General features: G+C 76.4%; 9 protein-coding genes and 2 pseudogenes. 4 read left to right on the top strand and 7 right to left on the bottom strand.

From position 1 onward, the window contains the following. The first annotated feature begins 3 nt into the window (after positions 1 to 3). A complete protein-coding gene (locus ACQPYN_RS09850) occupies positions 4 to 1,386 on the top strand; it encodes a neutral zinc metallopeptidase (protein ID WP_433036349.1) in 1,383 nt (460 codons plus the stop codon). 105 nt (positions 1,387 to 1,491) lie between these two features. On the opposite strand, the gene ACQPYN_RS09845 is transcribed toward ACQPYN_RS09850, so the two are convergent. Both ACQPYN_RS09845 and ACQPYN_RS09840 read right to left on the bottom strand, forming a co-directional pair. After that, the gene (locus ACQPYN_RS09845) at positions 1,492 to 2,445 is read right to left on the bottom strand and encodes a tetratricopeptide repeat protein (protein ID WP_433038810.1); all 954 of its coding nucleotides are present in this window, start codon (positions 2,443 to 2,445) and stop codon (positions 1,492 to 1,494) included. 90 nt (positions 2,446 to 2,535) lie between these two features. Further along, complete coding sequence (locus ACQPYN_RS09840) at positions 2,536 to 2,853, bottom strand: thiamine-binding protein (RefSeq protein ID WP_433036348.1); 318 nt, start codon at positions 2,851 to 2,853, stop codon at positions 2,536 to 2,538. A 46-nt stretch (positions 2,854 to 2,899) separates the two neighbouring features. On the opposite strand from ACQPYN_RS09840, the gene ACQPYN_RS09835 reads away from it, so the two are divergent. Further along, entirely contained in the window at positions 2,900 to 3,403 is a 504-nt protein-coding gene (locus tag ACQPYN_RS09835; protein WP_433036346.1) for a MarR family winged helix-turn-helix transcriptional regulator, read from the top strand. Here the strand turns inward: ACQPYN_RS09835 and ACQPYN_RS09830 are convergent. From ACQPYN_RS09830 to ACQPYN_RS09815, 4 genes and pseudogenes are all read right to left on the bottom strand, one after another. Further along, entirely contained in the window at positions 3,379 to 4,236 is an 858-nt protein-coding gene (locus tag ACQPYN_RS09830; protein WP_433036344.1) for an ATP-binding cassette domain-containing protein, read from the bottom strand. The genes ACQPYN_RS09835 and ACQPYN_RS09830 overlap by 25 nt on opposite strands. A gap of 1,027 nt (positions 4,237 to 5,263) precedes the next feature. Next, positions 5,264 to 6,484, bottom strand: a pseudogene (locus ACQPYN_RS09825) (ATP-binding cassette domain-containing protein); the annotation flags it as partial. A gap of 194 nt (positions 6,485 to 6,678) precedes the next feature. Continuing rightward, positions 6,679 to 7,656: a cytochrome d ubiquinol oxidase subunit II gene (gene cydB / locus ACQPYN_RS09820; RefSeq protein ID WP_433036342.1), complete on the bottom strand. Its 978-nt coding sequence runs from the start codon at positions 7,654 to 7,656 to the stop codon at positions 6,679 to 6,681. Positions 7,657 to 7,665: 9 nt separating this feature from the next. After that, positions 7,666 to 9,099 carry a cytochrome ubiquinol oxidase subunit I gene (locus ACQPYN_RS09815; protein ID WP_433036340.1) on the bottom strand — a complete coding sequence of 478 codons (1,434 nt, stop codon included), beginning with the start codon at positions 9,097 to 9,099 and terminating at the stop codon, positions 7,666 to 7,668. A gap of 86 nt (positions 9,100 to 9,185) precedes the next feature. Here ACQPYN_RS09815 and ACQPYN_RS09810 point away from each other — a divergent pair, with 86 nt between their 5' ends. Beyond that, positions 9,186 to 9,635, top strand: coding sequence for a BlaI/MecI/CopY family transcriptional regulator (locus ACQPYN_RS09810; protein WP_433036338.1), 450 nt, complete (start codon positions 9,186 to 9,188; stop codon positions 9,633 to 9,635). A gap of 67 nt (positions 9,636 to 9,702) precedes the next feature. Next, positions 9,703 to 10,602 carry a M56 family metallopeptidase gene (locus tag ACQPYN_RS09805; protein WP_433036336.1) on the top strand — a complete coding sequence of 300 codons (900 nt, stop codon included), beginning with the start codon at positions 9,703 to 9,705 and terminating at the stop codon, positions 10,600 to 10,602. 22 nt (positions 10,603 to 10,624) lie between these two features. Here the strand turns inward: ACQPYN_RS09805 and meaB are convergent. Next, positions 10,625 to 11,577, bottom strand: a pseudogene (gene meaB / locus ACQPYN_RS09800) (methylmalonyl Co-A mutase-associated GTPase MeaB). Positions 11,578 to 11,649: the final 72 nt, after the last annotated feature.

Below are 11,649 nucleotides of genomic sequence, written 5' to 3'. Positions count from 1 at the left end.
GCCGTGCGGGGATCGCTCGGGCGAGCACTGGTCGTGACGTGTGCGGTGCTGGCCGTGCTGCTCACCTCGGCCTGCGCGTTCCCCGTCGACGGGCGGGCGATCCCCAGCCGCGAGGTGACGGTCGGCGCCGACCCCTCGTTCATCTCGGGCACCAACGGCAGCGAGGAGGACCGCCTCGCGGCCGCGACGATGCGCGACCTCGAGGGCTTCTGGCGGGAGGCCTTCCCGCCGCTCGCCGGCGGGCGGGCGTTCGCGCCGCTGGCCGGCTACTTCTCGGTCGACCCGCAGGGGCGCGGCGAGCGCCCGGTGCCGTGCCTGCCCAACCCGCGGGAGATCGAGGGCACGGCGTTCTACTGCCCGCGCTCCGACGTCATCGCCTGGGACCGGACGAACCTGCTGCCGCAGCTGCGCCGCGAGTTCGGGGACGCGGCGGTGGTCGTCGTGCTCTCCCACGAGTTCGGGCACAGCGTGCAGGGCCGGCTCGACCAGGACGGTGCCCTGGCCGCCGCGCCGACGATCCTGCTCGAGGCGCAGGCCGACTGCTACGCGGGCGTGTTCCTGCGCCGCGTGCGCGACGGCGCGCTGCCCGACCTGCGCACGGGCGCGAACGGCATCGACGGGGCCATGGGCGCGCTGATCACGTTCCGCGATCCGGTGGGCACCTCCCCGCGCAACGCCGACGCCCACGGCAACGCCTTCGACCGGGTCTCGTCGTTCCAGGACGGCTTCGACGGCGACCCCGCGGCCTGCACGTCGATGGGCCGCGAGCGGGTCTTCACCCAGCAGTCGTTCCGCTCCCCCGCCGACGAGAGCTCCGGGGGCAACCTCGGCGTCGAGGAGCTGATCCGGGCGATGGTCCCCGACCTCGACCGCTGGTTCGGAGACGAGGTCCGGCGTCGCGGCGGGCAGTGGACCGCCCCGGGTGCCGAGCGCGGCGACCCGACCTGCCCCGGCTCGGACGGCGACGTCCAGGGGCCCGTGGCCTGGTGCGGTGGTGAGGGCGAGCCGTCGGCGGTGCGCATCGACACCGGTGGCACGCTGGCCGCCGACCACGCCCGGATCGGCGACTTCTCCACGGGCACACTGCTCGCCTCGCGCTTCGGGTCCGCCGCGCTCGCGGCGCTCGGGCGGCCCACCACGGGCGCCGAGGGCGGGCGCGCCGCGCTCTGCCTCGCCGGCGCCTACAGCGCCGCCGTCGGCACGGGCGACAGCGCGTTCGGCCTGTCCCCCGGCGACCTCGACGAGTCGGTGACCCTGCTGCTCGGCGAGGACACCGCCTCGCGCGGCACCGACGGCGTCGCCGCCGCGGCCACGGGCTACGAGCGCATCCGCGTCTTCCGCGCCGGCGTCACCGGCGGCGCGGACGCGTGCCTGCGCGGGGTGTGAGCACCCTGCCGGACGCAGCGAACGCGCTGTTCGCTGCTTCTATGCGCGCGAAGTCCCCGTTCGCGCCGCCGGAGCGGGTCTCTGCGATCTCCTCGGCGCGACGGCCTAGTAGAGGGCGCGGGCCAAGGCCCGGCGGGCGGTGGTGACGCGCTCGTCCTCGGTGCCGAAGAGCTCGAACAGCTCGACGAGGTGGGTGCGCGCGCGGTCGCGGTCGTCGCCCGCGGTGCGCGCGACCGTCTGCACGAGCCGGTCGAACGCCCCGGTGACGTCCTGGGCGGCCACCTGGGCGTCCGCGGCGGCGATCTGGGCGTCGACGTCGTCGGGCGCGGCGTCCGCGCGGCCGATGGCCGACGGGTCCGCCGACTCGGCGCGCTCGAGGAACTTCACCTGCGCCAGCGCGGCCTGTGCCTCGGCGTGGGCGGGCTCGCTCGCGAGGATCTCCTCGTAGGCCTGGGCGGCCGCGGCGTAGTCGCCGCGCTCCAGGGCCTCCTCGGCCGCGACGATGCGCGGGTCCTCGGGCTCCTCGACGGGCTCGGCGTCGACCTCGCCGCCGGCGCGGGCCTCGGCCTCCGCGATGCCGGGCATCTGGTCGCGCAGCGCGTCGAGCAGCTGGGTGATCCACTGGCGCAGCTGCGGCTCGGGCTGGGCGCCGTTGAACGACGTCACCGGCTGGCCGCCGGCCACGACGACGACGTGCGGGATCGACTGCACCTGGAAGGCCTGCGAGATGCGCGGGTTCGCGTCGACGTCGATCTTCGCGAGGATCCACGCGCCGCGGCCCTCGGCGGCGAGCTTCTCCAGCACCGGCGAGAGCTGCTTGCAGGGCCCGCACCACTCGGCCCAGAGGTCGACGACCACCGGCACCTGCATCGAGCGCTCGATGACCTCGGCCTGGAACGTCTCCTCGGTGACGTCCAGGACGACGTCCGGCGCGCCGCCACCGGCGGCGGGCGGGCCACCGCCGCCCGAGGGGTCGGCGGGACGCTGCGGGGCGCCGCCGGCGGGGGTGCGCTGCTCGGCGCGGGCCTTGAGGCCGGACAGATCGACGGCTCCGGCCATCGCGGACGAGAGCGCTGCGGCCTGGGCCGCCTGGCGGGGATCGGGACGTGCCACGACGTCGAGTCTGCCAGGTGCGGCGAGCCCTCGTGGTCAGCCCTGCAGGCGTTGCTCGACGCGCGCGATCTTCGCCTGCATCTGCCCGGTGTGGCCGGGGCGGATGTCCGCCTTGAGCACGAGCGAGACGCGCGACCCGTAGCGCCCGGCCGCCTCGGTGGCCCGGCGCACGACGTCCATCACCTCGTCCCACTCCCCCTCGATCGACGTGAACATCGAGGAGGTCTCGTGCGGCAGGCCCGACTCGCGCACGACGCGCACCGCCGCCGCGACGGCCTCGGAGACCGACCCGTCCTCACTCGGCGAGCCGTCGACACCGACACCGGACGGGGAGACGCTGAACGCCACGATCACGCGTCCAGCCTGCCATGTCGCCCGCGCTGATAAATTCGCCGACGCCATGACCGCGTCCGCACCGCTGCCGTTCGACCCGATCGCGCGGGCCGCGTCCCTCTGGAACGAGAGGATCGGCGAGCCGCGCGCGATGGCGGCGGTCACGAGCGTCATGCGGGTCCAGCAGATCCTCCAGCAGGCGGTCGACGCGGCGCTGCGCCCGCACGGCCTGACCTTCGCCCGCTACGAGGCGCTGGTGCTCCTGCGGTTCTCGCGGGCCGGGGCGCTGCCGATGCGGATCATGGGCGAGCGGCTGCAGCTGCACCCCACGTCGATCACCAACATCGTCGACCGCCTCCAGGGGTCCGGCCTGGTGGTCCGCCGCCCGCATCCCACGGACGGGCGCACGACGCTCGTGGAGATCACCGATGCGGGCCGCGAGCTGTGCGCCGCGGCGACGGCGTCGGTCACGGCCGTCGATTTCGGGCTGGTCGGGCTCGACGGGGGCCAGACCGAGATGCTGACGAGCCTGCTCGCGAGCGTGCGTCACGCCGCGGGCGACTTCGCCTGAACCCGCGCTCGCAGCACCCCGTCCTCGAGACGGGCCACCTCGTCGACGAGGTCGAGGCCCTCGCCCCGGTGGGCGAGCAGGACGACCGTGCGACCCGCCGCCCCGTCGACGAGGTCGGCGACGAGGGCGCGGGCGGTGGCCGGGTCGAGGCCCTCGGTGGGCTCGTCGAGCACGAGCACGGCCGGGTCGACGAGCAGCGCGCGCGCGGCGGCCAGCCGACGGCGCTCGCCGCCGGAGATGCGCCCGCCGTCCAGCCAGGTGTCGAGGCCGTCGGGCAGGCCGGCGAACCAGTCGCCGAGCCGGACCCGGTGCAGGACGGCGACGAGGTCGGCGTCGGTGGCCGTCGGGTCCGCGAAGCGGAGGTTCTCGCGCAGGGTCGTCGCGAAGACGTGGTCGTGCTCGCCGACGAGGGCGACCGCGCGGCGCCAGCCGTCGCCGGACACGGCAGCGGCGTCCACCCCGCCGAGCGTGATGCTCCCGGCCGCCGGGTCGAGCAGTCGCGTGAGCACCGCGGCGAGCGTCGACTTGCCCGAGCCCGAGGCGCCGGTGATACCGAGGCGGTGGCCGGCGGGGAGGTCGAGGTCGAGGTGGCGCAGGGCCGGCGCGGGTCCCCAGCCGGCGGTGACGTCGTGGAGCACCAGGCGTCCCCGGCGCGGGGCGTCCGCCGGGTGCTCGGGCTCGCTCGCCGGTGGGGTCGGCCTGCTCAGGGCGGCGAGCCGGGCCCGGGCGCGCCGTCCCCGGACCACGGCGGCGGCCGCGGCGGGGAGCGCGAGGACGGTCTCGCCGAGGGCGAGCGGGGCGAGCACCGCGACCGCGGCGAGCTCCGGCGACACCGCGCCCGGGGCGGCGAGGGCCGCGCCGATCGCGGCGGCGCCGAGGCCGAGCTGCGCGAGCGCGGCGGCGACGGCCCCACCGGCGGCGTCGCCACGGCGGGCACGGGCGAGCGCGGCGGCCCGCGCGCGGGCACGGCGCGCAGCGCCTCGGGGCCGCGGGCGGCGAGCTCGTCGCGGGCGGCGTGGGTCTCGACGACCGCGGCGCGCAGGTCGTCGGTGCCGCGCTCGACCGCGGGCCCGTGGCGGCGCGCCAGCACCGCGGCGACCAGGGCGCGCCGATCACCGCGAGCGCCAGCCCCGGCAGGAGCGCGCCGGCGACACCGGGCCCGATCAGCGTCGCCGCGCCGAGGAGCACGGGCAGGGCGAGCGCGGCGACCGCGAGCGGCAGCACGCCGCGCACGAGGCCGTCGAGGCGCACGTCGACGTCGTCGGTGACCCGGGCGAGCAGGTGGCCCCGGCGGCCGGCGACCGCCCCGGGCACGCGCTCGGCGAGCGCCGCGACGACGTCCCGGCGCCAGCGCACCATCCGGCCGAGACCGTCGGCGTGCGCCGCGACCCGCTCGAGGTGGCGCAGCAGCGGGCGCGCGATGGCGAAGCCCCGGACGGCGACGACCGCGATCGAGAGCGTGAGGATCGGCGGCTGGTCCGCGGCCCGCGCGATCAGCCACGCCGCCGACGCCGTCAGCGCCACCCCCGCCAGCGCCGCCCCGGCACCGAGAGCGATGGCGCGAGGCATCCCCGTGGTTGTCGCAGCGAACGGGCGGTTCGCTGCTTCTAGGCGTCCGAAGTCCCCGTTCGCGGCGTGGACCGGCGCACCCTCGGTGGGAGCGAAAGTGTCGTTTGCGCGCCTAGAAGCAGCGAACGGCGCGTTCGCTGCCACAGGAACGGGGTCCGAGGCCGAGGCGAGATCGACCACGCGGTCGGCGGCACGGCGCAGGGCGTCGCGGTGGGCGACGGCGAGCACGAGGGCCCCCGCCTGCGACAGGGCCCGCAGCTCGGCGACGACGGCCTGTTCGCTCGCGGCATCGAGGTGCGCCGTGGGCTCGTCGAGCAGGAGGACCGTCTGCCCCGGGTCGACCACGGCCTCGCCGAGCACCCGGGCGAGGGCGAGGCGGCGCCGCTGGCCCGACGACAGCGAGCGCCCGGCCTCGGCGAGCGGAGCCGCGGGTTCCAGGTCGAGGCCCAGGCGCCGCAGCAGGGCCGGCGAGCCGTCGCCCAGTGCCTCGCCCACCGTCGCGGCGTGCGGGAGCTGCGGGTGCTGGCCGAGCACGACGAGGTGCCCGCGCACGTCCACCTCGCCCATGGCCCACGCGGCGTCGTCGAGCGTGCCGGCGAGCGCGCGCAGCAGCGTCGTCTTGCCGACCCCCGAGGGCCCGGCGACGACGAGCAGCTCGCCGCCGGCACCGTCGAGAGCAGCCAGGCGGGGCGTCGGCGCGGTACGTCCCGGGTGGCGGACGACCAGGTCCCGCACGGCCACGCGGGCAGGACCTGCCGACACCGAACGCTCGAGGGCCACGGACGACGACGCGAGCACCGCGTCCCGCTCGTCGAGCACCGCCGTCGCCCGCGCGGTGTCGTGGAAGCGTGCGCCGGCCTCGCGCACGGGGCGGTGGGCCTCACCCGCGAGCAGGATCGCGACGAGGGCGGGGTAGAGCGCCATCGTGCCCTCGACCAGGCGCACGCCGGCCCCGACCGCGACGAGCCCCACCGACAGCGTCCCGAGCAGCTCGAGGGCCGTCGACGACAGGAACGCCACGCGCAGCACGCGCACCGACGCCTCGCGGTGCCGCTCACCGAGCGCGGCGACGGCGTCGACGGCCCGCCGCCCGCGCCCGAACAGGCGCAGCGTGGCGAGGCCCGCGACGGTGTCGAGGAAGTGCCCGGCCAGCCGCTCGCCGGCCGCCCACTCGCGGCGCGCCCGGGCCCGCGCGGCCCACCCCAGCAGCACCGCGAACACCGGCACCAGGGGCAGCGTCGCGGCCACGACCAGCGCCGACGTCGGGTCCGCGAGCGCGAGCACCACCAGCACCGCCGGCGGCAGCACCACCGCGAGCACCAGCGCGGGCAGGGTCGCGGTGAACCACCCGCGCAGCGCGTCGACACCGTGCCCGGCGAGCCCCACGACGGCGGGCGCGTCGTCGTGGCCGAGGCGGTCGAGCAGCCGCTCACGCTCGCGCTCGACCACCTGCTCCCCCGTGCGCGCCGCGAACCACGGCTCGAGCCACGCCAGCAGCGCCCGGGCGACCACGACGAGAGCGAGCACGGCCACCGCGCCGCGCGGGACGCCCTCGGCGCCCGTCACCAGCGCCGTGACGACGGTGGCCGCCGCCAGCGCCGCCGCCACGGTGCCGGCCGCCTGCGCGACCCCGACGAGCACCAGCCCCGTCACGCCGGGCCACGCCCCGCGGGCGAGCGTCAGCAACCGGGGATCGACGGGGCCCCTCACGTCGCCACCCGCTCACTGGCCACGCGCCGGCGGAACACCCAGTACGAGAACGCCTGGTAGGCCACCACGCCGGGCAGCACGAGCACCGCGGCGATCGTGATCAGCCGCAGCGCGCCGGGGCTCGCGGCCGCGCCGGCGACGGTCAGCGAGAACGCCGGGTCCAGGGTGCTCGGCAGCACCACGGGCAGGTGCGCGGCGAGCACCGCGACGACGCCGCCGGCCACGGCCGCCGAGGTCGCCGCGAACGCCAGCACCTCGCGCCGGGCCACCACCAGGACGGCCACCACCAGGACGGCCAGCACAGCGACGGCCACCAGTCCGAGCGGCGCGACCACCGCGACCAGCACCGCCACCGGCACCAGCGCGCCGAGCGCCGCCACCCGTGCCCGGGCCCGCAGCGGGCCCGTGGTGCGCAGGCCCAGGAACGTCGCCCCCTGCACCAGCGCGACGCCGAGACCCAGCGCCGCACCGAGCAGCGCGGGCGTCGACACCAGCGGCGCCACCGAACGCCCGAGGCCCGACCCGACGACCTCCCCGTCCGCGCCCAGCGCGAGCCCGGTCGCGAGCACCCCGAGCACCGCGCCCCACAGGGCCGCGACCAGCAGCGACGAGCCCGCGAGCACCGCGTCGCAGACGGCGCGCCAGCGCGCGGTACCGCCCTTGGAGCGGAACTCCAGCGCCACCCCGCGTGCGGCCAGCGCGAGCAGGATCAGCACGAACGGCAGGTAGAGCCCGCTCATCAGCGCGGCGTACCAGTCGGGGAACGCGGCGAACGTGACGCCGACCGCGGCCACGAGCCACACCTCGTTGCCGTCCCAGACCGGGCCGATCGTCGTCACCCCCGCGCCGCGCTCGTGGTCGTCGCGACCCAGCGCGCCCGCGAGCACCCCGACGCCGAAGTCGAAGCCCTCGAGCACGAAGAACAGCACCCAGCAGGTGACCGCCAGGGCGAACCACAGGGTGGGGAGGTCCATCGCGGGCTCCTAATAGGACGGGACGAGGGGACGGTCGGGCTCGACGGCCGCTGCGGGCTCATCTGGCTCGTCGGAGGCGGTGCGGGCCACCCGCAGCACGAGCCGGACCCAGACCACGGCGAGCAGGCCGTAGACGGCGGCGAACCCGGCCAGCGAGGCGACGATCTCGACGGGTGTCAGCCCCGGCGAGACCCCGTCCGCGGTGCGGAACAGGCCGAAGACGAGCCAGGGCTGGCGGGCGGTCTCGGTGAACAGCCATCCGGCGGTCGCGGCGAGGGCGGGCAGGACCGGGACGACCCACAGGCCGCGCAGCAGCCAGCGGTCCACCAGCGCGAACAGCCCACGGTCACGGGGCGAGAGGTCACGCCCCCGGCGCATCCGCCACAGGACCCAGGCGGCGACGATCGTCGCCACGACCCCGAACCCGATCATGAAGCGGAAGCTCCAGTAGGCCATCGGCACGACCGGGACGTAGTCGCCCGGCCCGAACTGCGCGACGTACTGGGCCTGCAGGTCGTCGATGCCCGCGACGGTGGCCGTCGGGTCGCCCGTCGCGAGGAACGAGAGCAGCCACGGCACGTCGAGCGAGAAGAACGGCTCCTTGTCCCCCGGCGCGCCGACGGCGAACAGCGAGAACGGAGCCCCCGCCTGCGTGGCGTAGAGCGCCTCGGCGGCCGCCATCTTCATCGGCTGCACGCTGGTCATGACCTTGCCCAGCAGGTCGCCGGTGAGCGCGACGGCGGTCCCCGAGACCAGCGTCGTCCAGGCCCCGACGCGCACCAGCAGGCGCCACTGCCCGGTCGCGTCGCCCCCGGCCGCGCGCCAGCGCCGGAACCCCCCGATCGCCAGCAGCAGCGCCCCGCCACCGAGGAAGGCGCCGGCGATCGTGTGGGGGAACGCGGCGAGGACGACCTCGTTGGTCAGCAGGTCGGTGAAGTCGCCGAGGCGCGCCCGGCCGGTGACCGGGTCGAGCGTGTAGGCCACCGGGTGCTGCATGAACGCGTTGGCCGCGAGGATCACGTACGCCGAGATCAGGGTGCCGACGGCGACGATCCAGATCGTCGCCAGGTGCAGCGCGGGACGCAGCCGGTCGGCCCCGAACCACCACAGCCCCAGGAACGTGGCCTCGAGGAAGAAGGCGAGCATCCCCTCGATCGCCAGCGTCGGGCCGAAGACGTCGCCGTAGAAGCGGGCGAAGTCCGACCACGAGAGCCCGAACTGGAACTCCTGCACCAGCCCGGTGACGATGCCGACCGCGAACGTGATCATGAGCAGCTTGCCCGCGACCAGCGTCGACCGCTGCCACCTCGGATCGCCCGTGCGGTACGCGAACGTCTGCAGCAGCGCCGTCAGCGTCGCCAGCGAGATCGACAGCGGGACGAACAGGTAGTGGTACACGGTCACGACCGCGAACTGCAGTCGGGACAGCTCCAGTGCGGTCATGACGACCTCCCACCTACGACACGACGTCGTATCTACGACCAAGCGTAGTACGACGGGTTGCGTTGGCAAGGGGATCCACGGCTAGGATGAGTGCCGTGGCCCTCGGTGAGCTGGAGCGCGCAGTGATGGGGCAGTTGTGGGCCGCTCCCGGCCCCCTGACCGTGCGTGAGGTGCACGACAGGCTCGAACGGGAGCTCGCCTACACGACGGTGATGACGGTGCTCGGGCGTCTCGCGAAGAAGGGCGTCGTCCGACAGGAGCGCGACGGCAAGGCCTACCGCTACGCCGCGGCCTCCACCCGTGAGCAGCTGACCGCGTCGCTCATGCTCGACGCCCTGGGCGACGTCGGCGACGACCGCACGGCCGCCCTCGTGGCCTTCGTCGACCGCGTGGGCCCGGAGGAGGCCGCCGCCCTGCGCGCGGCCCTCCAGACCGGGCCGGCGCCTGCCCCCGACGCTGAGATGCCGCCGATGCCGCCGATGCCGCAGGTACCCCAACCACGCGTCGACGGGGACGAACGCGCCGCCGACTCGTGATCGCGGGCGCGATCTGATGGTCCGGCTCCGCTGCGCTCCGTGTCCTCCCGGACCAGACTGACCGACCATGGCCTCGGTGTGGCTGGCCGTGCTGGCCCTCGTGCTGGCCGGCCCCGTCCCCTCCGCGCTGGCGCGCGCCCGCTGGCCCGCGCGGGTGCCGCGCGCCGCGATCGTGCTGTGGCAGGCCGTCGCGCTCGCGGCCGTGCTCGCCGCCGTGGGCAGCGCCCTCGCCGCGCCCGAGGAGCTGCTGCGCGCCCTGGGCCCGGAGCAGCGCACCGGCACCCCGCTGCTGATCGCCGTCGCCGTCGCCGCGACGATCGCCGGGCTGATCGTGCTGCGCCTGGCGGTCGTCCTCGTCCTGCTGGGCGTGCGCACCCGCCGGCGCCGCGCCCGGCACCGGGACATGGTCGACCTGCTCGACCGCGCCGAGCGCAGCGCCACGGTGGGCAGCTCCGGGGCCCGCGCCGTGCTGCGCGTCCTCGACGGCGCCGTGCCCTTCGCCTACTGCGTCCCCGGGCGCGCTCCTCGCGTCGTGGTCACCGGGGCGGCGCTCGACACCCTCGCGCCCGAGGAGCTGCGCGCCGTCCTCGCCCACGAGCAGGCGCACCTCGACGCCCGCCACGACCTCGTCCGCGAGAGCTTCGTGGCCCTCCACCAGGCGTTCCCCGTGCTCGTGCGCAGCCGGCAGGCCCGCGACGCCGTGGGCCTGCTGCTCGAGATGCTGGCCGACGACGCCGCCCGCACGAGGTCCTCCGACACCGCGATGGCCGGCGCGCTCGAGGCGTTCGTCGTCACCGGCGACACCGAGGTCGCCGCCCGGCTCGAGCGCGTGCGGACCCTGCGCTGCGGCGACCGCCGCCTCGCCACCGGCGTCTACCTCACGGCCGCCGCGGTGGTCGTCGTGCCGACGGTCGCCGTCGTCATCCCCTGGCTCTCCGCGGCGCTGCCGGCCGCGGGCCTGCAGTGACGGGGTCGGAGCGGAGAGGCCCTCAGGTCCGCACCGACGCGACGACCTCGTCCGCGGCGGCGTAGGGGTCGAGCTCCCCGGCGACCACACGCTCGGCGAGGGCCGGCAGCGTCGCCGAGCCCGACATGTCGCGGATGCGGCCCCGCAGGTCGGCCAGGGCGATGGCCTCGATCTCGCGCGCGCGCGGCGGCGGGGCCCCTCGGCGAGGAGGTCGTGGTCGGCCGCCCAGGTGCGGTGCCGGTCGAGCGCGGCGACGAGCTCGTCGATCCCCTGCCCCGCCGCGGCCACGGTGCGGACCACGGGCGGGCGCCAGGACGGGCCGTCGACCTCGCGACGGTTCAGCGAGATCATGTGCTGGAGCTCCTGCACGGTGGCGTCCGCGCCGTCCCGGTCGGCCTTGTTGACCACGAAGACGTCGGCCACCTCGAGGATCCCGGCCTTGGCCGCCTGGACGGAGTCCCCCATCCCGGGGGCCAGGAGCACGACCGTCGTGTCGGCCAGGGCCACGACCTCCACCTCCGACTGGCCCACCCCCACCGTCTCGACCAGGATCACGTCGCACCCGGCGGCGTCGAGGACGCGCAGGGCCTGAGGCGTCGCGGCGGCCAGACCACCCAGATGGCCGCGGGTGGCCATCGATCGGATGAACACACCCGGGTCCGTCGCGTGGTCACCCATCCGGACCCGATCGCCGAGCAGCGCGCCACCCGAGAACGGCGAGCTGGGGTCGACCGCGAGCACGCCGACGCGCCGGTCGTCGGCCCGCAGGGCGGAGACCAGCGCGGACGTCGTCGTCGACTTCCCCACGCCCGGAGAGCCGGTCAGGCCCACCACACGGGCGCGCCCGGTGTGCGGAGCGAGGGCCGCGGCCAGGTCCCGGAGTCGGGGACTGCCGTCCTCGACCAGCGAGATCAGGCGCCCCACCGCCCGCGGCGTGCCCTCGCGTGCGTCGGCCACCAGACGGTCCAGATCCACGGCGCGCCACGTTACCCACCGCGACCGGACCGCATCGCCGGACGCAGCTTGGGAAATCAAGCGTGCGCTGCG

Origin of the sequence: Actinomycetospora sp. CA-053990 (assembly GCF_050948445.1) — a bacterium.
Taxonomy (GTDB): Bacteria; Actinomycetota; Actinomycetes; order Mycobacteriales; family Pseudonocardiaceae; genus Actinomycetospora; species Actinomycetospora callitridis.
This window is presented reverse-complemented; position numbering and strand designations above follow the sequence as displayed.

What these genes read in the sequence shown, in the direction of transcription:
- ACQPYN_RS09845 (WP_433038810.1), bottom strand. Translation starts at nt 2,445, where the DNA reads ATGGCCGGAGCCGTCGATCTGTCCGGCCTCAAGGCCCGCGCCGAGCAG.
- ACQPYN_RS09835 (WP_433036346.1), top strand. Translation starts at nt 2,900, where the DNA reads ATGACCGCGTCCGCACCGCTGCCGTTCGACCCGATCGCGCGGGCCGCG.
- cydB (WP_433036342.1), bottom strand. Translation starts at nt 7,656, where the DNA reads ATGGACCTCCCCACCCTGTGGTTCGCCCTGGCGGTCACCTGCTGGGTG.
- ACQPYN_RS09815 (WP_433036340.1), bottom strand. Translation starts at nt 9,099, where the DNA reads ATGACCGCACTGGAGCTGTCCCGACTGCAGTTCGCGGTCGTGACCGTG.
- ACQPYN_RS09810 (WP_433036338.1), top strand. Translation starts at nt 9,186, where the DNA reads ATGAGTGCCGTGGCCCTCGGTGAGCTGGAGCGCGCAGTGATGGGGCAG.
- ACQPYN_RS09805 (WP_433036336.1), top strand. Translation starts at nt 9,703, where the DNA reads ATGGCCTCGGTGTGGCTGGCCGTGCTGGCCCTCGTGCTGGCCGGCCCC.